Genomic DNA, 21,936 nt, shown 5'->3' on the forward strand with positions numbered 1-21,936 from the left:
AAATTTGTTCCAAACTCAAACACCGCCACAACAGCTACTGCTAGCAACAAACCTGTGGCCATCACTACAAAGTAGCTATAGCGCTGGAGATATTGGGTTTCACTCTGTTGAAATTGGCATTGACAAGACTGACGATGGGACCTGGAACATCGAATACATCACCGACTTTGCTTATGTAGGGAACAATTACCCTCTAAGCTGGAGCGCTGTATCAATTTCGATTTTCGCGTGCAGTCGTTGTTTACCCAGTATGATGGCTGGCAATCCATTAAAGCAATACTGCTACGGTTGAGCTCTATCAGTTGTTGGGGGGAGAACTTCCTGAGCGATGCGGAGATTTACGACAAGGTGAACGTTACTCCTCAGCTATCGGAGTATCAGCGAGGATAACCTAAGAAAATTGCGGTGGTTGGCCGTCACGCTCCGCAATTTTTTTCACAATCCATTCCATTACCTCACTTTCTACCCACGCAACAGCCCTTCCACCCAGTGAAACGCTTTGAGGGAACTTACCTTCTTTCATGAAATTGTAAATGGTTGAACGCCCTAGACCTGTTAAGTGTTTCACTTCGCTTAATTTAATCAGTCTCATGGTGTTACTCCTTGTATTGGTTCATGAGATAGATTCGCGAGTAAAAATTTACTGCATTTCCTCCCTTCCAGTCGTCGCCCATTGAACACAATTCAAACCAACACAGATATATGTCATCACTTTGATAGAGCGATTTTTAACTAAGGAGATGTGTTGCGTCTAATCGTTACCCTAAGCAGTACTTCACGTCTGAAGATCAAGTACTGGAGGGTTGCATCTGATCTTAGACTCAGGAGCACCATTCATGATGCACCGGACTTGATTGAAGTAAGAGCTTTAAATCATATCGTGACATGCAAATTCTGCGTGTCATTAACACTATGCGGACTAATTTGGAGGGAGTCCATGGCATGGCCTATTTTAAGGTGGCTGTTGGTAAAACCAGCGATCAACCTTGCTGAAAGCTTTATTGATAATGTATTGGTGGATAAGACAGCACCAAAGCGTGGTTCAGTGGTCTATTGTGATCTAGCGTTTGGATATGCAGATCATTCCGGTATCTATATAGGGAATGGTCAAATCGTTCATCTCAATAGGAAAGGGATGATTGAAGTCGTTTCAGCATCAGCATTCATCCGGGACACTACTGCAATCAGTATCTACGTTTCTTGCGATGCTCACGGTGAAGCCATCCATAATGAGGTGGCCGCCAAAAACGCAGAAGATTACCTCGGTAAAGAAATCGACTACCACCCACTTTGGCGTAATTGCCACCAATTCGCGTCTTACTGTGTCTCTGGAGAGAGCGAAAACAATACCGTCTTACTCATGCAACTCAAATCTGATTCTAAGCGTTATCAAGACACACGAAAATGGCGTGTGTGGGACAGGGCAGACATTTAAGTTTAATCTGGGCTGGTGTATCCAGCCCATTCTTGTTTCTATCGAATCCGACTTGTCCCAAAACTTCTTTTGCCACGACCTCTGATTTTAGTGTCTACTTTTGCTAAATAGCTTAAGCGATAAAACAATCTATTTTTTACTTCAAAGAATTCATTTGATCGTAAGTTTAAGCGATATGCTGGATTGTTAGGAAAGTGAACTAAATTTCTTGCCATATAAAAATCAACTTCCAAAGCACTTTGCCAAGCTTCAATGATCATCGTTGCCAAGCAATGACGCTCACCATTATAGTCTCCTGGTAAATAGTAGGTATCAGCATTCAAAAGTATAGCCACATGATAATGCTCTTTGCCATCCTCCCCATCTTCCTTCGCCCATATGTATCCAAGTTCAGTTTTATGGGTTCTACTTTTACTTCTCTGCTTCCTTTTTAGATCCGCTTTAATTTTCTCATCAAGAGATCGGATAAACCGACTAATCAATGAACCACTAGCTGTGACAGGGTAATCATCACAGTAGAAACAATTCGGGGTTCTAAGATCGAAACGTAAGGCCAGCACTCTCGGGCACTTTGAAACATACCCATCCAATAAGCTTTCAATCCTGTCTAAACACCGAATCATTAATGGTGATTTGGCGTAAATATCATATCCCTGGTAGCTGTTGTCGTAAGTAAGATTCTCATTCATGTGTTATTCCTTCTTGGTTTCATCCAAAGGAATAATCACTGAGTTATTTTTTAAGTGTTATGACCATTACTCTTAATTACATGTTTTATTTAATTTATTCATGGCTATTTAGTCTTATATAACCAAACAGACATCATTCATTTCACATCAGTCCAGCCCACATGCACAACAAGCAGGATTCCGATAGAAAAGTTCACTCTAGAGTTATCGCACTTAAAATCATACCATTCACTCAAGATACAACAACATGTTACACCGATCTCATCCTACAGAAAAACCCTCATTAAACACCTTGATAACCCCACTAAAAATACCTTATAACTACTACATTACTACTAAGTATTACTTTTAAAGGGTAAACATGAATAATAATGATAATGTATTCAATTCTAAATCAGAGGATGAATGTGATTTTTTCATAACACAGCTAATCTCACAATTTAAGCTGCAGAGAAAGGATTTAAGAAGGGCTTCCATTCAGGACAAGGAAGACTATATAAACAAAGAAATAAAATATAATCTCAGAGGTCAAGAGAACACTTTTATACAGAAAACAAGAAGTAAATACTTGGGAACCAAGTTAACAAATACAGAAATTGAATTTATAACAAACGGAGAAGATAGATTTATATACTGGCTATGGTTTGACCTATTAAAAACAGACCCTTTTGATATCGAAAATATATGGAAAAGAGATCTCGACCATATAGAAAGAAAATATTTAAGCATCAGGGTAGATAGTAAAAATGAGATAAAAGACCGTATAATTAAGTGCATACAAAATTGCAAATCAACTAAAAAAGAAAAAGAAGATATAATTACTGAAATAAAAGAACGGTGGTACGAAGTTCAATATAATTTAAAAAGTATAAAGTGGATTCATAAAGACGATAAAGATCAAATAGATTTCATTTGGGATGCATATGATAATTTATACGGAGTTCTACGTGTTCGTCCAACATCAACAAATGCAAAGTATCATTTCTTTATTGCAACTATTGATTCATGGTATGACTTAGAAAGCCGAGAAGTTTTCCTACATAGATTAAAGAAGAATTGGAACCAAAGAAAACAGAGAAGAAACAGAGACGGTAAAGTATCAATTCAATATAGAGTCAGGGAAGAAACAAAAGAAAAGCTGATTGCACTAGCTAAATTAAATGACTTACTTATCAACGAAACTTTAGAACGATTAATCGAAAAGGCGCACAAAGAAAAAACTATCTTGAGAAGAATAGATACCAATCCACAATTTGCAGATCCATTGATAAGTGAAGATTAAATTCACGAAGGTGTTCATCGTTCTGTGTCAGCGTAAGTCACAGATCAACATATTGATTGCTCCTATCTGGAAAGTGGATGCTTAACTGGGATAGCGTTAGATTCCAGTTTTGCAACAACCACTTCCGGAGGTCTTCAGCATCTATGCATAGAGCAGCTTTAGCAGGCTGCTTTCGTTGATGAATCCGCCCATGATCATCGTCAGCTAACGAACATGCCAGATAAGAGCGTTTTGACTATCAATGTCTAGATACTATGGCTCTGTTGTCAGTCACGGAGAAAAAGACAGAATACGTAGAACGCCACCTTAAACTGACAAAGCCAGCTTACATATCAATCGCTACGCTAGTTGGCCGATGAAAGAGGTATCACATTGGCAACCGCAAATGACTGCAATTTTTTGCCCCAAGCATCTAATACCTTCAATTGCTCATCGAGATAATCATGATGATTATAGATTCTGAGCATGCCTGGTAGCTGGTGGCCGACCGTCTTCTCAATCGCCACGATATCTAACCCCATTTCGCTGCAACGGCTTATAAAGGTACGACGCAAGTCATGTGGTGAAAAACGCTCAATCTCAAGTGGTAAATTTCGCTTGATAAGCGCACGAATAGCAGCAGGCTCTTGGATCTTGTCGACCGAAAGTTGAGGCCAAACTAACTTCCACTTGTTATGCACGTTCTCACGCTGCTCTTTTAAAAGCTCAAGCAGGTAATCACTCAAGGGGACTTTTCGAGTGTCTTGGCTTTTAGTGTGTCGCTCTTCTGAACTGGCAGGTAATAGCCAAACCCTTTCATCAAAATCTAACTCATTCCAACGCATTTCGAGCACGGCACTGATTCTTTGTCCACAGCCAAGCAAAAAACGTATTAAGCGGATATTCGCAGGATCAGTTCTCCAGTCATCCAAGCTGGTGAACAAAATCTTTAGCTCAGCAAAACTAAGGTTTCGCTTAGTAACTCTGGAACCCCCACCAACGTCTTTTGCTTTCAGTTGCGGGGCAGGATGACTATCAAGCATATTTAATGCTAAAGCATGACTAATCACTTGATTGATGATTTTATGGCAGACACCGATGGCTCCAGCCATACGCTTTCCATTTCTATCGACCTTTGCATCGAAGACCGTATTGAGATCGTATATGCTCAAATCAGCCAGTTTGATATGACCGATGAATGGCTTTATGTCTCGATTGTAAATGGTTCTCGACTGGTCACCCCGTAATTGTTTTGATAGACGCTTTTCATCAAAACTCACAAAGGCATCATCAAAGATCTTAGCTTCGTCTTGTGCGCGCTTTTCCTTTTCAAGCTCAACCTTCGGGTTTTTACTGTTCTCTAGCCAACTTCGATAACGCCCAGCCTCCTTCCTTGCCTGCTCTAATGTCATCCCGGTTTCTGGCTTGGATTTAACATACCGCCCCATGGAGATCTTGTCGTGCTTCTTGCCAATCTGAAAGCGAAATGTCCAAGTCATCGTGCCCGTAGGACGAATGCGGATGTTCAATCCTTCAATCTTCTTGTCCGGAACGAGATACTCTTTATCCTGAGGTTTCAGTGCTTGCAACGTAGCATTGCTACTGATTCGTTTTGTCATGGATAAGCAACCCTCTCATCTGGGTACGGCATGGGGTACGGATTCGATTGAGCTTTCATTGTACTCACAAAGACGTCAATGGACAACAAAACCAGAACAAATACACTAGAATCATATAGTTAATGTAAAACAATGAACTTTAATGGACATCAATGGATTAATGCATCTATTTACCCACCACATGGAAGCCGGTGTGATGCTGGAGCGCAGATAACCGCACGTCCGGCAGGCAATCATTCCGATATAAAAAAGGCGCCCTCAGGCGCCTTTTTACGTGAAATCGACAAGCTTACGCGTCTTCCTGAGTTTTCGCTTTTGGCTTCATGATACCCATCCGGTAGGCCACCCACAGCAGCAGCGCCAGACAGATCATCAGCGGCAGGAAGTTGGAGCCCATGTCCGGTGTCTGAGCTCGCAGGAATGCGGAATACCCAAAGGCACCGACTAAAAACAGTGCAAAGGCAATCTGCGGCGTCCCTTCCGACATTGGACGTGTCAGGTAATCCTGATACAGGCAATACACTGTCATGATAAAAGCAATGACAGGAAAAATAGAGAAAGCGACCGCACTGGAGGTAAACACAGCCAGTGTGGCATTACCGCATAGTCCCGCCAGCAGCGACAGGATTAAGGTCTTGCGTTCTGCTTTAACTTGTTGCTTGTCCATATTTTCACCAACATTTTCTATTTAGGTTTATGCGCCAGCGTGTTCCGCTCACGCTCTTTACGATACCAGTAAGCACCCTTGGCAATCATCCGGAGTTGCATAATCAAACGCTCGGCATGCTCTGCCCGCGACTGAGCATCGAGATCCAGTGCATCGGCGCCGGAACTGAATACCAGTGTGACCAAAGCTTCAGCCTGAGTGAATGCATCTTCATGACGGCTTCCTCCTTTGGCCTCCAGATACTCCGTGAGTTCCGCCACAAAGTGCTGAATTTCTCGGGCAACGGCCGCACGAAACGCCGGAGACGTGCCGGAACGCTCCCGTAACAGCAACCGGAACACGTTCGGGCTGCTTTCAATAAATTCCATAAAGGTTTCAACAGAAGTGCGGATGACGCTGCCTTCCTCGGCAATACGCTGCCGGGCCTGACGCATCAACTGGCGAAGCAGCAGGCCCCCCTCATCAACCAATGTTAGTCCAAGTTCATCCATATCTTTGAAGTGTCGATAGAAAGACGTGGGCGCGATCCCCGCTTCGCGGGCGACTTCGCGCAGGCTGAGACTGGAAAAACTCCGCTCGGCACTGAGCTGGTTAAATGCTGCGTTAATCAGTGAACGCCGGGTTTTCTCTTTCTGTTGGGCCCTGATCCCCATGGTTGACTGCTTCTCGGTTGCCAGTTTGTGTTTCACTATACCCGCTTTCAGCAACTTGTTCAGCGTCATTCCTCTTTTTGACCGGGGGAATACTAACGAGCCACTCAGCTGGAATCAAAATCACAGTTCCGGTTTTCCCAGTCGGCTCACAATCTCCTGATATTCAGGTACATATTTGAGAAATCTATCACCGACAACGTGATCCTCCGCGCTCTATCGCGGCAAGGCGATTTTCCCTTGTGCAGGAAAACGTTACACTCCGCACCACAGAAACAATCGGATAATAAAGGCGGCCCATGAGCAAACAAAACCCTACGACTCCCTCACACTATGATGTGATCATTATCGGCAGCGGACCCGGGGGCGAAGGGGCCGCCATGGGCCTGACCAAAGCTGGCTTCAATGTGGCGATTGTCGAGCGGGAAAGCAGTGTCGGCGGCGGCTGTACTCACTGGGGAACCATCCCTTCCAAAGCTTTACGCCATGCGGTCAGCCGGATTATTGAATTCAACAAAAACCCGCTGTACAGCAGAAACTCCGCACCGCTGCACAGCACCTTCAGCCGGATCCTTGGTCATGCGCAAGATGTTGTCAGCAAACAAACCCGCATGCGTCAGGGTTTTTATGATCGCAATCAGTGCCCGATTATCTCCGGCGAAGCCAGCTTTGTAGACAACCACACACTTCGGGTCCGTCATCACGACGGCAGCCAGGAGACTTACACCGCTGACAAGTTCGTGATCGCAACCGGCTCACGGCCATATCATCCGAACAACGTTGATTTCAATCACTCACGTATCTACGACAGCGACTCCGTTCTGCGCCTGCAGCATGATCCGCGCCATATCATTATCTATGGCGCCGGTGTCATCGGCAGTGAGTATGCCTCAATCTTCCGGGGGCTGGGCGTCAAAGTAGACCTGATCAACACCCGTCAACGCCTGCTGGAATTTCTGGACAACGAGATCTCCGATTCACTGTCTTATCACCTGTGGAACAACGGGGTGCTGATCCGCAACGGCGAGACCTACAGCAAAATCGAAGGAACGGATGACGGGGTGGTCCTGCATCTGGAGTCCGGCAAGAAAATGAAAGCCGACTGCCTGCTGTATGCAAACGGCCGGACCGGTAATACCGACCGCCTGAATCTGGATGCTGTCGGACTGACACCGGATTCCCGCGGCCAGCTGTCCGTCGACCAGAATTACTGCACCGAAATCGACAACATTTATGCTGTCGGCGATGTCATTGGTTACCCGAGTTTGGCCAGTGCCGCCTATGATCAGGGCCGGTTCGTCGCCCAGGCCATTGCCACCGGTCAGGCACAGGGACAACTGATTGACCATATCCCGACCGGCATTTACACCATTCCGGAAATCAGTTCCGTCGGTAAAACCGAGCAGCAACTGACGGCAGAAAAAGTCCCGTATGAAGTAGGACGTGCACAGTTCAAACACCTGGCACGGGCCCAGATTGCCGGAATGGATGTCGGCAGCCTGAAGATCCTGTTCCACCGCGATACCAAAGAAATCTTAGGGATCCACTGCTTCGGCGAACGTGCGGCAGAAATCATCCACATCGGCCAGGCCATCATGGAGCAGAAGAACGGCGGCAACACAATCGACTACTTCGTCAATACCACCTTCAACTATCCGACCATGGCTGAAGCCTACCGAGTCGCAGCACTGAACGGGCTGAACCGCCTGTTTTGAAAGCACCGTTCCGTAGTTTGCTCTGCGGAACGATACACCCCATAAACAAAACGGCGCACTGTGAAGTGCGCCGTTTTTGCATGCCCGGAGTCAGTTACAGCCGGTTACCGCGATACGCTGATGACGGATTCAGCAACATGTGACGGTTCACATCTTTGTACAGCAGATAGCGGAAACGACCCGGACCACCGGCATAACATGCCTGCGGGCAGAAAGCCCTTAACCACATATAGTCACCCGCTTCCACTTCGACCCAGTCCTGATTCAGGTGATAAACCGCCTTACCTTCGAGCACATACAGACCATGCTCCATGACATGGGTTTCATCGAAAGGAATGATCCCGCCGGGCTGAAAAGTCACAATGTTGACATGCATGTCATGACGCATATCTGCCGGATCAGCAAATCGGGTGGTCGCCCAGACATCACCGGTATCCGGCATGGCAGTCGGTTCGATGTCGTTTTCATTGGTCACGAATGCATCCGGCACCGCAATGCCATCTACAAACTGGTAAGCCTTCCTGATCCAGTGGAACCGCACCGGTGCATCGCTGTGATTTTTCAGACGCCATTGTGCCGAAGGCGGCAGATAAGCATAACCTCCGGTGGTCATATGATGCTCTTCCCCTTCCAGGGTCAGGGTCATCTCCCCTTCGACGATAAACAGCACGCCTTCAGCACCGGCATCCAGTTCAGGTTTGTCACTGCCGCCCTGCGGTGACACTTCCATGATGTAATGAGAGAAGGTTTCCGCAAAACCTGTCATCGGCCGGGCAATCACCCAGAGCCGAGTGTCTTCCCAGAAAGGCAGAAAACTGGTCACGATATCGCTCATCACGCCCTTGGGAATGATGGCATACGCTTCGGTAAACACCGCGCGGTCCGACAGAATTTGAGTTTGGGGCGGCAGACCGCCCTGAGGGGCATAATAAGTATTACGAGCCATGACAGATATCCTTTCATGTATAGCAGTGTGACTGCGCCGATAGATCAAGCAGGATCTGGATGAGACTGCTGTTTCGATACTGGAGACTTATGATTGTAGAGCATGGCTGTTTGATTTATAAATTAAATAAATAAATGCCAGTTAGTGGATTTTCCACTGGAAAAATAATGAACCTCAACAAGACATTAGATCCGGTTTTGCTCCGCAGCTTCGTCGCCGTCATCGACAGTGGCAGCTTTACCCGTGCTGCCGAGAGTACCCACCTCACACAATCGACGGTCAGTCAGCAAGTCCGTAAACTCGAATCACAGCTGGGGTGTGAACTGCTGCACCGGAAAGGCCGCTATGTTACAGCAACACTGGAAGGAGAGCGGGTGCTCAGCTATGCCCGCCGCATCCTGCAGCTGATGAATGAAGCCGTCGCGCAGACCAGCCTCAGTGCTGAACAGCAAAAAATCCGTCTGGGCGTTCCGGAAGATTTTGCGACCCATGCCATCATGCCGACCCTGCATGCCTTTTCCAGTGCGTATCCGGGCATCCGGCTGGAAGTGAAAAGCGGGATGTGCAGTGATATCTGGCGAGAGTTTCAGAACAGTGAGCTGGATCTGGCGCTGGTCAAACAACGCCCGGGCAGCCAACCCGGCCTGAGCCACTGGCCCGAACCGCTGTGCTGGATCGACGCGCTGCACAGCAACAACCTCGAACGGCATCCTGTCCCGCTGGTCTCATTCCCGATTGGCGGGCTGTACCGGAACGAGATGGCCCATACGTTTGACAGTCTGGGTCGCAGCTGGCGGCTGGCTTATGTCAGTACCAGCCTGTCCGGTGTTTGCTGCGCTGTCGAAGCCGGACTGGGGATTTCACTCTTACCCCGGCGTCTGGTGACCGCTCAGCACCGGATCCTGGACGAACAGGACGGACTGCCGCCGGTACCGGATATGGAGGTGACCCTGCATGCACAAAGCAAACTTTCTGCGCTCAGCCGGACCCTGGCCGAGCAACTAATCCATACCTGTGACCGGATTTTCGAACGCGAGCAGTAACACAAAAAAGAAACGGCCCGCTCGGGCCGTTTCAGTGTTTAGTTAACTGGCTTCCATCATCCGGTTATCCGGCGTCAGAATCTCAGACCAGGGCAGACTCTCATCGCCCAGAGTAATAAAGTTCGGATTTTCCAGCGTATGCCGCTCGTTGTAAGACAACGGCGTCAGATGTGTGTTGAGGATTCGACCGCCCGCTTCTTCGACAATGCATTGCGTCGCAGCAGTGTCCCACTCCCCGGTTGGCCCCAGGCGCAGATAACAATCCACCGCACCTTCGGCCACCAGACAGGATTTCAGTGCCGCCGAGCCCAGCGGTACCAAATCATAGTTCAGCGCCGGATCCAACCGATTGGTGATCACACGTATATCCTGACGCCGGCTGATTGCCACAGCAATCGAGCGTGTCGGACCTTCATGTTTATGGGTGGAAATCCGGACCGTTTCACCTTCCGGCGTGATCTTCCAGGCTCCCTGATTCCGGTACGCGTAATACACCACACCGGAGACCGGTGCATAGACCACCCCCATCACCGGCTGATTGTCTTCCACCAGCGCGATAATGGTTGCGAAATCCCCGCTGCCGGCAATAAATTCCTGAGTACCGTCCAGCGGGTCCACCAGCCAGTAGCGCTGCCACTGACTCCGCTCTGCCAATGGAATGGCAGCATCTTCTTCCGACAAGACGGGAATGTCCGGAGTCAGTTCACTCAAACGCTCCAGCACTAGTTTATGTGCCGCCAGATCTGCACTGGTGACCGGAGTATTATCATGCTTGACCTGCTTCTCAAACTGGCCACGCTGGTAAATATCCAGTATTACCTGTCCCGATGCCCGGGCAATTTCAATCACGGATGGAATAAGGCTCGATAGTTCCATCTCACACTCCTGCGCTAGGATAAGTACTTCAATGCCAAAAATAAGGCGGTGATGCTTCTGGCTTCCGCAAAGTCCAGATGACTGAGCAGTTCCTCAGCCTGCGCCAATGGCCAGCGCACCACCTCCAGCGGTTCGGGTTCATCACCTTCCAGCCGTTCAGGATACAAGTCCTGGGCCAGAAACAGCGTCATCCGGCTGGAAAAATAGGACGGTGCCAGTACGACTTCTTTCATGGGGACCAAAATATTGGCACCGAAGCCGATTTCTTCTTTCATTTCACGGTTCGCAGCCTGCTCGGCCGCTTCACCATGATCGATCAGTCCTTTTGGAAAGCCCAGCTCATAGCGGTCAGTACCAGCCGAATATTCACGAACCAGTAGCAGGTCGCCTTCTGCCGTAACCGGGACCACCATCACCGCATGGCGCCCGCTGGGCTTCATGCGTTCATAGGTCCGTGTCACCCCGTTACTGAAGCGAAGATCCAAAGATTCAATCTTGAACAAGCGTGACTGGGCCACAACCTCAGTCGCCAGAATGGTTGGTTTTTTACTTTCTGCCGCCATGCTGTTTCCTTGTAACTTGGTCTACCGGGTATTAAATGGCAAGGCTGTCAGAAAATAAAGTAAAAAAGCCACATTCCCCAAACCCGCTAGACCACTTTCAGCTTTGATGAACGCTGTCACCCTAAAATTACAGGCGACCGGAATACCGAATCGGATAACGGCCGCTGGCATCCGGACTCCCCAACCACTTAAGCTGATCCCGTAAATTAGCGGGCAGCTCTGCCCCGGGCGTAAACCAGCCATTGAGACTGTAGGTTTGATTCTGGCTCAAGCTAGCCTGCCAATCGCTTTCGACCTGATTTGATTTCTGGTGGGAGGTGGCCGCCAACTGCCCGTCATTACAGCTTAGTTCAGCATTCACCGGCCCCAAGTCGATTTCCCCCATCGGCGTGCCGACCAAAGCACCATTCCAGGTCAGTACACCATCCAGTGCCTGACAATAAGGCGAGGCAAATCGGTAATCATTCAGCGCCAGTGTAAAACTGCCGCCAAAGGTTAAAGGTATCGGTAAGCGCACAGACTGCACCACCTGTTGCGCTGACATCGTCAGCACAAAACCTTTTGCGTACGGGCCATCAAAATTAATGCCAAGAGTACCATCGCCACGGTATCCCAGCTCACTGCCCCTGCCCATGCTCACCTTAAAAGCCGCATCGCCTGTCAGCAGCTTCCAGGGAAACATTGTCCATTCAGCCTCTCCCAACACCCACTGCTGCCAGCGAATTTGCGATGCACTGCCCTTCCAGGGCGTCCCGCTGATCCCGGAGACAACCAACCCCGGTGTATTCGGTACAAACTGCCATAACCAGCTTGCGGGCAAATGCACCAGCAAACTCACCAGCAGGGCAAACACGAAGCTCACCCCAACAAACACTCTGAAACCCACGCTTAGCCTCGTCCCAACTGTAAACGGTTTACTTCGACCACACCGGCCTGATCGGTTTTGGACACATCCAGAAATTTCGCTTCAATCCCATGCTCATCCCGGAGAAATGCCAGCCAGTTCACCAGGGTATTAAACGGCAAAGGCTGAACCCAGACCTGTACCGATTCATCGCGCGGTTGCGGCTGCATCCGGATCAGTTCAATCCGGAATCGCCGGGTCGTTTCATTGACCACCTGATTCAGTCCTGTCGGACTGATGCTCCCAGACGCGCCGGTTTTCGCTCTGCGCTTTATGATGTCATCCGCTTTGCTGCTCACCCAGGTCAGTAACTGGCGCTGGTTTTTCAGCTCATTTTCGGCGTGTTCCGCGCGTAAAGCCATCGGTTGCCAGATCCCCCAGTAGAGGACGGCAATCACCAGCGCAATTCCGCCACCGATCACCAGACGCTGCTCACGGCTGGTTAAGGACTTAAACCACTGATTCACGAACGCCTCCTCAGTACCAGCGCACCACTTACCAGCTGGCCTTCCCGGTTCAGCTGGCCCTGATCAACTTCAAATTCTTTCACCAGCAATACCCTGAGTTGCTCAAAGTGCTGGAACTCCGCTGCAATTGCCTGAAGACGCAGCTCCTTACGATTCTGATCATATTTCAGATTCTGAACGGTCAGTTGCGGCACACTACTCAGAGCCGGCCTTAATTTGACCAGCCACGGCAACAGTCCCTCTCCTGATTCTGCGCCACCCAGGCGATCAATTTCATCATTAAACTGACGTTTCAGGTAACTTGGTGTTGGAATTGACTTAAACTGAGGCAGCACTTCACGAAAAATCCGGTAACTCTCATCTTGATAAGCCTGAGCCTGCTGCTCAATGCTCTGCACCCGAACCACATATTCAGCCACCATGCCCCCTAACAGCAACACAGCGGCAATGCCGACTTTACGCCAGGGCTTCAGTGCCTTATGCCAGGTAGGCTGCAACTTGTAAGGGCCCGATAACAGGCTGGATTTACTCTCGTGCGCCCCTTTTGCCAGCAGCGCCATCACAAGTTCTGGTGCTTCAGCCTGCCAAACCCCGGGCATACCCGACGGTGCCGGGGTGAAATGACGGATACGTGTCTGAACCACCTCGGCATCTCCGCCTGCCAGTTCTTCAGCCACTTCAGCTTCAACCTCCTCCTCAGAGATATCTTCTTCCATGGCCTGACTGATCAAAGGAACTTTCTGTGCCGTCAGCCAACTTGCCAGCCACTCACTGTCTGCACATATTCCCTGTGTCACTGACTGCCGCAGCAACCACTGACCATCGATTTCCGCGGCACTGTAGCTGTTCTCAAATGCCGGCAGGCAGAGACAGTCCGGAATAACTTTCCGGACAGACAACCCGGCATCCTCACACAGTGACAGCCAGTCCTGCATCCGCTGATGACCCACCACTGCCACATGCGCTTTATCCGCTTCACGCTTCAGCATGTGGATATGCAAATCATCGACATCCTGAGCCAGCTCTTCCTCCAGCAGGTAAGGCAACACCTGCGCAAGCTGGCGTCCGGACCCTGATGGAATTGACACCTGACTCAGCAGCACATCACTTCCCGGCACCAGTAAGTATACCGGCCGGTTCGCACCGTAATCCGCCAGTTCGCTGAGCTGACTGCTGTCAGCCAGTTCACCCGAGGCAATTACTTCCTGTTGCTGTGGCGACCAGACCAGCCAATGCACCGGCCCGGCAGGACGGCTACTTAGCCTTATCGTCAGAAACTCGCTCACTCATTCCTCCATATCGGCGACGCACAACCGTCACCTTGTTCTCCCCGTCTCGTTTGAGCAGGGCCAGTATTCTTAATCGAGCCCGGTCTACTTTCACTTCAGCATCCAGCTCAAAATAATCACTTTTGACGGCCAGATAAGGCTTCGCCTGATCTCTGACCGTCTTGGTCAGACGACTGATTGCTCCGTCTGCCAAAAAGGCCTCAACATCCTGCCAGCCATCATAAGGACGATTTTCAATCAGCTGTCGGGCATCATCCAGGCTCAGCTCAGGGCTGAATACCCCGACCAGCAAGGCAGCCTGAGTCGCTTTGATGGTATTCACGTTAATCAGCAGCTCGGTGGTGGGCAAAGCACACAAGAATGGACGTGCCTGCTGGAACATTTTGGCGCTCACACCATTCACCGCCCGCAATTCGGTCACATCCGCCATCAGATTTCTGGGGGGAAGATAAGGTGGTGAAAAACCCTCATAGCTGCTGTCACCCGCACCATAAGCGCTGTATACAGTTTCATCCGGATCGACATATTCCCAGACGGAGTCCGCCGCCACTTCGGCTTCATAACTTTCACTGCCGCTTTCTTCCAGCAAGGCCTGCAGAAAACGGACCCGGAAAGGCTTTTTGGTTCGATCCTGCTCCGGCGCCTGGCCGGACAGAGCATTCAGGTTAAAACAGGCCTGGCGATCATAGATATTGCCCTTCACTTCCCCGTTATCCAGCGGGTAGCTCTGGCCTTCTGTCGCCCAGACCTGACTGAGATTCACCGTGTCGCTGTCAGACAGACTTTGCTCAATTGCAACCTTCGCCAGCTGCTCCATCCCCTGGCTGTACCAGTAGGCCTGCTGGTTAAACACCTGGTTTTCAACCCGGTAGAAATTCAGCTGCAAGCGATCGGTCATCTGTACGGCCAGCAGTGTCATCATGGCGAGCAGAAGAAGGACAACGATCAGGGCAACCCCGCGCTGTTTCGCTGGTGACCGCCTCATGAATCTGCATCCCCGTCTTTTTTGGTTGCCGAAGGCAGTTTCGCATCCGGCAGCATATATACGCGTTCAACTTTGCCGAAATCATCCAGCGTCAGCGTGACGGCAATCCCTTTGGGCAATGCCCCGCTGTCAGTCCAGCTGTCCTGCCAGCCCTCCGCGCCGTAGTAACGAAACGACAGTGCGGTCACGCCGGTCAGTACCTTGCGTACCAGCGGCTCAGTGCCGACCACCGTATCCGGATAACGAAACCAGACCCGTTCGAGCGTCTCATCAATGATCCGATAACCGACCCGAAGAATTTCGCTGCGGGGAAACATCTGCTGCGGATTTTGCCAGCCATCTCGGGTAAAAAGGATACCATGACTTGAAGAATCAAGAAGATACTCGCCACTTTGCAGCAGCGGACCACTTTCATTGTTCCCCTGCTGTCTGACCTGGCGGGCAACCATCTGGCGGAAATCACCATCCAGCATCACCATCGCACGCTGTATTTCCTGCAAGCGTTCATTATGCTCGCGAGACTGCTCATCGCTACGCTGAACCCCATTCATTACCTGATAGGCAGACATGCTGAGCATGGCGAAGACGGCAATCGCAACGAGCACTTCCAGCAGCGTAAATCCGGCTGAACGCTGCAGCCCGGATGGGCGACGCTCAGTTTTCAATGTAGGTCCTTAGGGTGGTTACCCGATCTTTCATCGCTTCATCAGTCGCCACAGACACATCCAGAGCTCTCAGGTAGCCATCTGCTGTCTTCGTGCTTTTCACTGACCAGTACCAGGTTTGCCCGGCAAGCTCTGACTTGCCTTTTTTCTCGGCCGTCAGCCGTTCACCGGCAATGCGGAGCCGGGCGAGTTCATTGTCCGCCACCATGGTGGCAAAAGTTTTTTGTTCCAGATAACCCACGGTGTTGATGTGCTGACCAACAGCCTTCATAACACTGAGGGCAGCGGTGGCAAAAATGGCCAGCGCTACCAGAACTTCCAGCAAGGTAAATCCGGTTTGCGTGAATTTCGTCAGGCCATCTTTCATGGTTTCTTCCCCTCGCGGGTTTCGCCCGGAGCCAGCAAGTGCAGCTGTCCCACTTCATCGGCTTCAACCCGCCAGACATCACTTTCTCCGCTGGCATCAAAGGTCACGGTAAACGGAGTATACTCACCACTGGCCATGACAATAATTTGCGGTGGCCGGGCCTGCTTCTCCTTTTCCTCTGCGAACAGGTCTTCATCAAACAATGTCCCCGGCTCAAACAGACGGTCATCGTCCTGCCAGGCATTACTGCCGATTTTGACCTCCATTCCCAATGTGTCCGGCAGCGTTACTTCCGTAAAGTAACGGGAGTCTTTCAACGGCTGCCAGCCATCCGGCGCAAGCTCAAAAAAGCGATAGCCCTGTCGGTCAACCCGGACACCATAATCACGCCCGTTAAGCATCGCATCCTCCCCCAACAGCTGCACCAGATACTGAAAGCGATGCGCCTCTTCTTTCAGCGCATCGTCTTTCGGGGCAGGCAGGGTGAAAATAACGGCTACGGCGCTGGTTGCCAGCAGCACCAGCACCAGTAGCAGTTCGATCAGGGTAAAACCAGCAGCCTTTCGATACATATCGGAAATTAACGGTAGTCCAGCATATTCCAGTTGCCGATATCGGTATTCACACCTTCACCGCCTTCCTGACCGTCAGCACCCAGGCTGAACACATCGACCGGGCCATTTTCGCCAGGCATCACATACTGGTAATCATTACCCCAAGGGTCTTTCGGCAGACGCTTGATATAGCCACCGGTACGGTAGTTACGCGGCTCCGGCGTGGATGACGGAGCAGTAACCAGTGCAGCCAGTCCCTGATCCGTGCTCGGGTACACACTGTTGTCCAGTTTGTACATGTCCAGCGCCTGCTCCAGTGCACCGATATCGGTCACCACTTTCTGCTGATCCGCCTTCTCTTTGTTACCCAGCAGGTTCGGCACGACCAGACTGGCCAGAACACCGAGAATCACGATAACCACCATGACTTCCAGCAGGGTAAAACCACGTTGTTGACGTTGCATTGCAAAAACCTCCAAAAGGAAAAACTACATGCCCACCATATTGTTCAGGGCAATAATTGGCATCAGGGTAGCAATGACAATAAACATTACTATCCCGGCCATCACTACTATCAGCAGGGGTTCAAACACCCCCAGTGCCATATTGACCAGTGACTCAAAGTCCCGGTCCTGATTATCTGCTGCCCGGGTCAGCATCTGCTCCAGCTCACCACTGCGCTCGCCACTGGCAATCATGTGCAGCATCATAGGCGGAAACAGTTTCGTCTGCTCAAGTGAGACCCGCAGACTGGCCCCTTCACGCACCTTATCTGCTGCTTCGAGGATTTGCTGGTTCACCCAGGTATTGGTCATGACCTGAGCCGCCACCTTCATCCCATCCAGCAACGGAATGGCACTCGAGGTACAAATTGACAGTGTCCGGGCAAAGCGCGAGGTATTCAGCCCCCGGGCAACCTTACCGATCACCGGCACCTTCATCATACGCTGGTCCCACTTCAAACGCAGATCAGGACGGCGCAGTGCCATCCGGACTCCCATAATCAGTGCCAGGATCGCCAGAACGACGAGCAATCCCCAGTGCTGGACAAAGTTACTGGCTGCCAGCAACACCTGAGTGATCTGCGGCAGTTCCTGGCCCATATGAACAAATTGATCGACAATTTTTGGAACAACTGTTGCCAGCAGGAAAGCGACCACGGAAACAGCCACCAGCGTCAGCATGGTGGGATAGATCATCGCCTGCTGCAGCTTACTGCGCATTTTCTGGCGATTTTCCGTGTAATCAGCCAGCCGGTTCAGCACGGTATCCAGGTGGCCGGATTTTTCACCGGCCGCCACCATGGCACGGAACAGCTGATCAAAAATATGAGGGAATTCCGCCATACTGTCGGACAGGGTGTAACCCTCTACAACCCGGGAACGTACGGCCAGTATCATGTTCTTGAGGCGAACTTTTTCACTCTGCTCGGCAACGGCCCGCAGACACTCTTCAAGCGGCATCCCGGCCTGAACCAGCGTAGCCAGCTGCCGGGTCAGCAAAGACAATTCATTGGTACTGATACCGCGGCGCAGCACCAGACGACCGCCAGCTTTGCGTTTTTCTCTTTCATGGCTCTGGCTGACTTCAACCGGGATCAGCCCCTGCTCCCGCAGTTGCTGACGGATCTGGCGCGCCGTATCCGCCTCCATGACCCCTTTTTTCTGGCGCCCTTTGGCATCCAGCGCTTTATATTCAAACGCTGCCATTATCCCTCCCTGGTGACCCGCATCACTTCTTCCAGCGTCGTGATCCCCAGACGAACTTTCGCAAGTCCGTCATCACGGATACTCGGCGTATGCTGGCGGACCACCTTCTCAATGGCCTGCTCACCGGCTTCGGCATGGATCAGTTCCTGTACCTGCTCATCGACCAGCAACAGTTCATGAATACCAGTCCGGCCCCGGTAGCCTTTGTTGTTACAATGCTCGCAGCCGACAGGATGATAGAGAGTCAGGGATTCATACTCAGGCAGACCAAAAAGTTTCTTCTGCTCATTATCTGCCAGATAAGGCTTCCGGCATTCCTTACAGAGGGTCCGCACCAGACGCTGTGCCAGTACCCCCAACAGAGAAGACGAAACCAGGAAAGGCTCAATGCCCATGTCACGCAAACGGGTAATCGCACCGACTGCCGTATTGGTGTGCAACGTTGACATCACCATGTGACCGGTCAGGGACGCCTGAACTGCAATTGAGGCAGTTTCAAGGTCACGAATCTCACCAACCATCACCACATCCGGGTCCTGACGCAGAATTGCACGCAGGCCGCGGGCAAAGGTCATGTCCACTTTGGTATTGACCTGTGTCTGGCCAATCCCGTCAATATCAAATTCAATCGGGTCTTCAACTGTCAGAATATTCCGCTCTGAGCTGTTCAGCTCCTGCAGGCCCGCATACAACGTCGTTGACTTACCGGAACCCGTCGGACCGGTCACCAGAATAATGCCGTGCGGACGCTGAATGATGTATTGGAAACTCTCATGAATCCGGGGAGTCATCCCCAGGCTGTGCAGATCCAGCCGGGTTGCGTTTTTATCCAGCAAACGCAGCACTACCCGCTCACCGTGAGAGGAAGGCATGGTCGACACCCGCACATCGACGGCACGGCCACCAATGCGAAGTGAAATCCGGCCGTCCTGCGGGACCCGCTTCTCAGCAATATCCAGTCGTGCCATAACCTTGATACGAGACACCAGCAACGGTGAAAGTTTACGACTCGGGTTTAACACTTCTCGAAGCACGCCATCGACCCGGAAACGAATCGACAAAGCCTTTTCAAACGTTTCAATATGAATATCGGACGCACCTTCCTTGATAGCCTCTGCCAGCATCGCGTTGATCAATTTGATGATCGGCGCATCGTCTTCAGATTCAAGCAAATCTTCCGTCTGAGGCAACTCTTCAGCCAGCGAGAAAAAGTCATCGCTATCGGAGCCGAGATCTTCCATCAACTGGCGGGCTTCCGACGAATCACGCTGATAAGCTTCTGTCAGGCGCAATTCGAAAGCTTCAGGTGTCAATTGCTCAACATGAAAACTGCTGCCGCAAACCCGGCGGACTTCCGCCAGGACCACGGCTTTCAGCGGGCTGCCATGATAAAGCACCCGGCCCTGCTCGCCTGCCTCCAGTACCACTTGATGACGCTTGGCAAATGAGAACGGTAAACGGAACTGCACCAGTTCAGTCGGGTGCACGTCGTTCATTATTGCTCCTCCAGACGGGAGACAAAGGCCCGTACTTCAGGCGGCAGCGCAATATCATCACCATATTTCGGCAACACAGGCGACTTGCTGTTTGGCATCAGGCGCAGACCTTCATCCGCTTTGTACAGCTGCTCGGCACGGATGTAGTTGTATTTGCGCTGGGTGATCCCATCAGCCGTCACCCCATCACGAATAATGGTCGGTTTAATAAAGACCATCAGGTTTGTGCGGCCCTTACTGGTATTGTTGGACTTAAACAGATGGCCCAGAATCGGGATATCCCCCAGCAGCGGAATTTTCGATTCGTTCTCGTTCGACTGGTCCTGAATCAGGCCGCCCAGTGCAATCATCTGACCGTCCTGAATCAAGACGGACGTTGTCAGCTGACGCTTGGAGAAGCGAACGTCGACCGCACCGTTAGCACCCAGGACATTGGATACTTCCTGCTCAATTTTCAGCTGGACTGAGTCACCTTCGTTAATCTGCGGGGTCACTTTCAGCTTGATACCCACTTCTTTCCGCTCAACAGTCTGGAATGGGTTATCGTTGTTGGAACTGGCAGTCGAACCCGTCACCACCGGCACTTCTTCACCGACGATAAACGAAGCTTCACCGTTATCCATCACGGTAATACTTGGCGAAGACAGAATATTCGATTCACGATCCGTGGCAACGGCGTTCACCAGCATGGTCCAGTCACCCATGATCAGCCCCAGCACCGCGCCGTTGGCACCGGACAACACCTGACCCAGCGTCGTAAAGTCACCACTTTCGGTCACTTCGACATCCACCAGATTGTTATTGTTGTCAAAACGCTGCTCAGTTGTAGTTGTGTCCTTGGCTTCTTCCAGACCAATCAGGTACTGACCAATCGGCACGTTGGAGTTGCCAAACTGCACAACACCATTTTCTTTTGAGCCGTACTGAATCCCGAGGTTAATCCCGGCACCTTCGGAAAGCTCAACGATCATGGCTTCAATCAGCACCTGTGCACGGCGGATATCCAGCTGAGCAATGATGTTTTCCATCGCGCGCATGATATCAGGCGGTGCCGTCAGGATCAGGGCGTTGGTATCGGCGTGGGCAGCGATCATCACTTCATTTTTCGTGTTGGTTGTCTTCGCATTTCCCTGCTTTTCAGCCTGCAGGTTATCCGATACCCCTTTCAGCACGTCCACCAAATCTTCAGCATTGGCGTATTTCAGATAAATAACCCGGTTGTTCCCGGCGCTCGCCATCTCTTTATCCAGCTGACGGATCAGACGTTTCAGGCGTTCACGTACCTTCGGGTCACCAGACAGCAACACGGCGTTAGTTCGTTCATCCGCCACCAGCTTCGGTTGCAGGAATTCAGGTGTGGACTTGGCATCGGCTGATTTATTCAATGCATCGACAATCCGGACCATCTCCGCCGCGGAGGCATTATTCAGCTCCACCACGTCGATTTCTTTATCGCCGGCGCGGTCAACCCGCTCGATGATCTCGGCCAGACGATTCACAACGGCCGCACGACCGGTGATCATAATGATGTTTGCCGGATCGTAGTGCACGACGTTACCGGCACCGGCATTATCGTTGAGCTGACGCAGCAAAGGAGAAAGTTCCCGCACCGACACATTACGTACCGCCACAACCCTGGTCACGACTTCGTCGCCCTGAGCCTGTGTTTTGCTGTCGACCACGGGGATTGAAGAAGTTTTTGCGTCTTTGTCCCGAATCACCTTGAGTACACCGTTGTCCATCTCGACGACAGCAAACCCATATACTTCCAGCACATTCAGGAAAAACTGATAGTACTGCTCATCATTTAACAAATCGTAACTGCGTACATTCACCTGTCCCCTGACAGATGGGTCTACGATAATTGTCTTTTGCAGGTTCCGTCCGACAATATTAATAAACTCTTGAATATCAGTTCCTTTAAAACTGGCGCTGAATTCGCTCGCCATCAGAGGAGCCGATAGCAGGCTGGCCGCCAGCCATAGGGTGCCCTTACCCATCCATTTTTTCACAACTAACTCCTGCGTGTGTACGCA

The 21,936-nt window shown here is 50.7% G+C and carries 24 protein-coding genes and 1 pseudogene; 5 read left to right on the plus strand and 20 right to left on the minus strand.

The window, feature by feature from the left end:
• Positions 1-4: 4 nt before the first annotated feature.
• On the plus strand, positions 5-292 hold the full coding sequence (locus ACYP03_RS18065) for a DUF2787 family protein (RefSeq protein ID WP_459781447.1): 288 nt from the start codon (positions 5-7) through the stop codon (positions 290-292).
• 99 nt (positions 293-391) lie between these two features.
• On the opposite strand, the gene ACYP03_RS18070 is transcribed toward ACYP03_RS18065, so the two are convergent.
• The gene (locus tag ACYP03_RS18070) at positions 392-592 is read right to left on the minus strand and encodes an AlpA family transcriptional regulator (protein WP_459781449.1); all 201 of its coding nucleotides are present in this window, start codon (positions 590-592) and stop codon (positions 392-394) included.
• Positions 593-937: 345 nt separating this feature from the next.
• On the opposite strand from ACYP03_RS18070, the gene ACYP03_RS18075 reads away from it, so the two are divergent.
• The gene (locus ACYP03_RS18075; RefSeq protein WP_459781451.1) at positions 938-1,435 is read left to right on the plus strand and encodes a lecithin retinol acyltransferase family protein; all 498 of its coding nucleotides are present in this window, start codon (positions 938-940) and stop codon (positions 1,433-1,435) included.
• A 38-nt stretch (positions 1,436-1,473) separates the two neighbouring features.
• Here ACYP03_RS18075 and ACYP03_RS18080 read toward each other — a convergent pair whose 3' ends face one another.
• Entirely contained in the window at positions 1,474-2,124 is a 651-nt protein-coding gene (locus ACYP03_RS18080; RefSeq protein WP_459781453.1) for an inovirus Gp2 family protein, read from the minus strand.
• Between the two features lie 361 nt (positions 2,125-2,485).
• On the opposite strand from ACYP03_RS18080, the gene ACYP03_RS18085 reads away from it, so the two are divergent.
• Positions 2,486-3,406, plus strand: a complete 921-nt coding sequence (locus ACYP03_RS18085; protein ID WP_459781455.1) for a hypothetical protein — start codon at positions 2,486-2,488, stop codon at positions 3,404-3,406.
• A gap of 37 nt (positions 3,407-3,443) precedes the next feature.
• Here the strand turns inward: ACYP03_RS18085 and ACYP03_RS18090 are convergent.
• The 4 genes and pseudogenes from ACYP03_RS18090 to fabR all read right to left on the minus strand — a co-directional run.
• Positions 3,444-3,610: pseudogene (locus ACYP03_RS18090) on the minus strand (IS256 family transposase); the annotation flags it as partial.
• 140 nt (positions 3,611-3,750) lie between these two features.
• Positions 3,751-5,004 carry a tyrosine-type recombinase/integrase gene (locus ACYP03_RS18095; protein WP_459781457.1) on the minus strand — a complete coding sequence of 418 codons (1,254 nt, stop codon included), beginning with the start codon at positions 5,002-5,004 and terminating at the stop codon, positions 3,751-3,753.
• Between the two features lie 289 nt (positions 5,005-5,293).
• Entirely contained in the window at positions 5,294-5,671 is a 378-nt protein-coding gene (locus ACYP03_RS18100; protein ID WP_248144692.1) for a YijD family membrane protein, read from the minus strand.
• Positions 5,672-5,688: 17 nt separating this feature from the next.
• Entirely contained in the window at positions 5,689-6,324 is a 636-nt protein-coding gene (gene fabR, locus ACYP03_RS18105) for an HTH-type transcriptional repressor FabR (RefSeq protein WP_248144702.1), read from the minus strand.
• A gap of 296 nt (positions 6,325-6,620) precedes the next feature.
• On the opposite strand from fabR, the gene sthA reads away from it, so the two are divergent.
• Positions 6,621-8,036, plus strand: a complete 1,416-nt coding sequence (sthA, locus tag ACYP03_RS18110; RefSeq protein ID WP_248144691.1) for a Si-specific NAD(P)(+) transhydrogenase — start codon at positions 6,621-6,623, stop codon at positions 8,034-8,036.
• A 94-nt stretch (positions 8,037-8,130) separates the two neighbouring features.
• Here sthA and ACYP03_RS18115 read toward each other — a convergent pair whose 3' ends face one another.
• Positions 8,131-8,982, minus strand: coding sequence for a bifunctional allantoicase/(S)-ureidoglycine aminohydrolase (locus tag ACYP03_RS18115; protein ID WP_330961662.1), 852 nt, complete (start codon positions 8,980-8,982; stop codon positions 8,131-8,133).
• A 167-nt stretch (positions 8,983-9,149) separates the two neighbouring features.
• Here ACYP03_RS18115 and ACYP03_RS18120 point away from each other — a divergent pair, with 167 nt between their 5' ends.
• On the plus strand, positions 9,150-10,025 hold the full coding sequence (locus ACYP03_RS18120) for a LysR substrate-binding domain-containing protein (protein WP_248144689.1): 876 nt from the start codon (positions 9,150-9,152) through the stop codon (positions 10,023-10,025).
• 42 nt (positions 10,026-10,067) lie between these two features.
• Here ACYP03_RS18120 and cysQ read toward each other — a convergent pair whose 3' ends face one another.
• The 13 genes from cysQ to gspD all read right to left on the minus strand — a co-directional run bounded on the left by cysQ (position 10,068) and on the right by gspD (position 21,912).
• Positions 10,068-10,901 (minus strand): 3'(2'),5'-bisphosphate nucleotidase CysQ, encoded by an 834-nt coding sequence (cysQ, locus tag ACYP03_RS18125; RefSeq protein ID WP_330961661.1) that lies wholly within the window; start codon positions 10,899-10,901, stop codon positions 10,068-10,070.
• A 14-nt stretch (positions 10,902-10,915) separates the two neighbouring features.
• Positions 10,916-11,464, minus strand: a complete 549-nt coding sequence (gene nudE, locus ACYP03_RS18130; protein WP_248144687.1) for an ADP compounds hydrolase NudE — start codon at positions 11,462-11,464, stop codon at positions 10,916-10,918.
• Between the two features lie 127 nt (positions 11,465-11,591).
• Positions 11,592-12,350, minus strand: coding sequence for a type II secretion system protein N (locus ACYP03_RS18135; protein WP_459781461.1), 759 nt, complete (start codon positions 12,348-12,350; stop codon positions 11,592-11,594).
• 2 nt (positions 12,351-12,352) lie between these two features.
• On the minus strand, positions 12,353-12,835 hold the full coding sequence (locus ACYP03_RS18140) for a type II secretion system protein M (protein WP_330961659.1): 483 nt from the start codon (positions 12,833-12,835) through the stop codon (positions 12,353-12,355).
• On the minus strand, positions 12,832-14,121 hold the full coding sequence (gene gspL, locus ACYP03_RS18145; RefSeq protein WP_459781464.1) for a type II secretion system protein GspL: 1,290 nt from the start codon (positions 14,119-14,121) through the stop codon (positions 12,832-12,834). The genes ACYP03_RS18140 and gspL overlap by 4 nt, the downstream gene beginning before the upstream one ends.
• On the minus strand, positions 14,090-15,109 hold the full coding sequence (gene gspK / locus ACYP03_RS18150) for a type II secretion system minor pseudopilin GspK (RefSeq protein ID WP_330961657.1): 1,020 nt from the start codon (positions 15,107-15,109) through the stop codon (positions 14,090-14,092). The genes gspL and gspK overlap by 32 nt, the downstream gene beginning before the upstream one ends.
• The gene (gene gspJ / locus ACYP03_RS18155; RefSeq protein ID WP_330961656.1) at positions 15,106-15,774 is read right to left on the minus strand and encodes a type II secretion system minor pseudopilin GspJ; all 669 of its coding nucleotides are present in this window, start codon (positions 15,772-15,774) and stop codon (positions 15,106-15,108) included. Before gspJ ends, gspK begins: the two co-directional genes overlap by 4 nt.
• Positions 15,764-16,141: a type II secretion system minor pseudopilin GspI gene (gspI, locus tag ACYP03_RS18160; protein ID WP_330961655.1), complete on the minus strand. Its 378-nt coding sequence runs from the start codon at positions 16,139-16,141 to the stop codon at positions 15,764-15,766. Before gspI ends, gspJ begins: the two co-directional genes overlap by 11 nt.
• The gene (gene gspH, locus ACYP03_RS18165; RefSeq protein WP_248144680.1) at positions 16,138-16,713 is read right to left on the minus strand and encodes a type II secretion system minor pseudopilin GspH; all 576 of its coding nucleotides are present in this window, start codon (positions 16,711-16,713) and stop codon (positions 16,138-16,140) included. Before gspH ends, gspI begins: the two co-directional genes overlap by 4 nt.
• An 8-nt stretch (positions 16,714-16,721) precedes the next feature.
• Positions 16,722-17,159 carry a type II secretion system major pseudopilin GspG gene (gspG, locus tag ACYP03_RS18170; protein WP_248144679.1) on the minus strand — a complete coding sequence of 146 codons (438 nt, stop codon included), beginning with the start codon at positions 17,157-17,159 and terminating at the stop codon, positions 16,722-16,724.
• Between the two features lie 24 nt (positions 17,160-17,183).
• On the minus strand, positions 17,184-18,404 hold the full coding sequence (gene gspF, locus ACYP03_RS18175) for a type II secretion system inner membrane protein GspF (protein WP_248144678.1): 1,221 nt from the start codon (positions 18,402-18,404) through the stop codon (positions 17,184-17,186).
• Entirely contained in the window at positions 18,404-19,900 is a 1,497-nt protein-coding gene (gspE, locus tag ACYP03_RS18180; protein ID WP_248144677.1) for a type II secretion system ATPase GspE, read from the minus strand. Before gspE ends, gspF begins: the two co-directional genes overlap by 1 nt.
• Positions 19,900-21,912 (minus strand): type II secretion system secretin GspD, encoded by a 2,013-nt coding sequence (gspD, locus tag ACYP03_RS18185; RefSeq protein WP_305885150.1) that lies wholly within the window; start codon positions 21,910-21,912, stop codon positions 19,900-19,902. Before gspD ends, gspE begins: the two co-directional genes overlap by 1 nt.
• Between the last annotated feature and the right edge of the window lie 24 nt (positions 21,913-21,936).

The organism is Photobacterium sp. R1 (genome assembly GCF_054600795.1).

What these genes read in the sequence shown, in the direction of transcription:
- ACYP03_RS18070 (WP_459781449.1), bottom strand. Translation starts at nt 592, where the DNA reads ATGAGACTGATTAAATTAAGCGAAGTGAAACACTTAACAGGTCTAGGG.
- ACYP03_RS18075 (WP_459781451.1), top strand. Translation starts at nt 938, where the DNA reads ATGGCATGGCCTATTTTAAGGTGGCTGTTGGTAAAACCAGCGATCAAC.
- ACYP03_RS18080 (WP_459781453.1), bottom strand. Translation starts at nt 2,124, where the DNA reads ATGAATGAGAATCTTACTTACGACAACAGCTACCAGGGATATGATATT.
- ACYP03_RS18085 (WP_459781455.1), top strand. Translation starts at nt 2,486, where the DNA reads ATGAATAATAATGATAATGTATTCAATTCTAAATCAGAGGATGAATGT.
- ACYP03_RS18095 (WP_459781457.1), bottom strand. Translation starts at nt 5,004, where the DNA reads ATGACAAAACGAATCAGTAGCAATGCTACGTTGCAAGCACTGAAACCT.
- ACYP03_RS18100 (WP_248144692.1), bottom strand. Translation starts at nt 5,671, where the DNA reads ATGGACAAGCAACAAGTTAAAGCAGAACGCAAGACCTTAATCCTGTCG.
- fabR (WP_248144702.1), bottom strand. Translation starts at nt 6,324, where the DNA reads ATGGGGATCAGGGCCCAACAGAAAGAGAAAACCCGGCGTTCACTGATT.
- sthA (WP_248144691.1), top strand. Translation starts at nt 6,621, where the DNA reads ATGAGCAAACAAAACCCTACGACTCCCTCACACTATGATGTGATCATT.
- ACYP03_RS18115 (WP_330961662.1), bottom strand. Translation starts at nt 8,982, where the DNA reads ATGGCTCGTAATACTTATTATGCCCCTCAGGGCGGTCTGCCGCCCCAA.
- ACYP03_RS18120 (WP_248144689.1), top strand. Translation starts at nt 9,150, where the DNA reads ATGAACCTCAACAAGACATTAGATCCGGTTTTGCTCCGCAGCTTCGTC.
- cysQ (WP_330961661.1), bottom strand. Translation starts at nt 10,901, where the DNA reads ATGGAACTATCGAGCCTTATTCCATCCGTGATTGAAATTGCCCGGGCA.
- nudE (WP_248144687.1), bottom strand. Translation starts at nt 11,464, where the DNA reads ATGGCGGCAGAAAGTAAAAAACCAACCATTCTGGCGACTGAGGTTGTG.
- gspK (WP_330961657.1), bottom strand. Translation starts at nt 15,109, where the DNA reads ATGAGGCGGTCACCAGCGAAACAGCGCGGGGTTGCCCTGATCGTTGTC.
- gspI (WP_330961655.1), bottom strand. Translation starts at nt 16,141, where the DNA reads ATGAAAGATGGCCTGACGAAATTCACGCAAACCGGATTTACCTTGCTG.
- gspH (WP_248144680.1), bottom strand. Translation starts at nt 16,713, where the DNA reads ATGTATCGAAAGGCTGCTGGTTTTACCCTGATCGAACTGCTACTGGTG.
- gspG (WP_248144679.1), bottom strand. Translation starts at nt 17,159, where the DNA reads ATGCAACGTCAACAACGTGGTTTTACCCTGCTGGAAGTCATGGTGGTT.
- gspF (WP_248144678.1), bottom strand. Translation starts at nt 18,404, where the DNA reads ATGGCAGCGTTTGAATATAAAGCGCTGGATGCCAAAGGGCGCCAGAAA.
- gspE (WP_248144677.1), bottom strand. Translation starts at nt 19,900, where the DNA reads ATGAACGACGTGCACCCGACTGAACTGGTGCAGTTCCGTTTACCGTTC.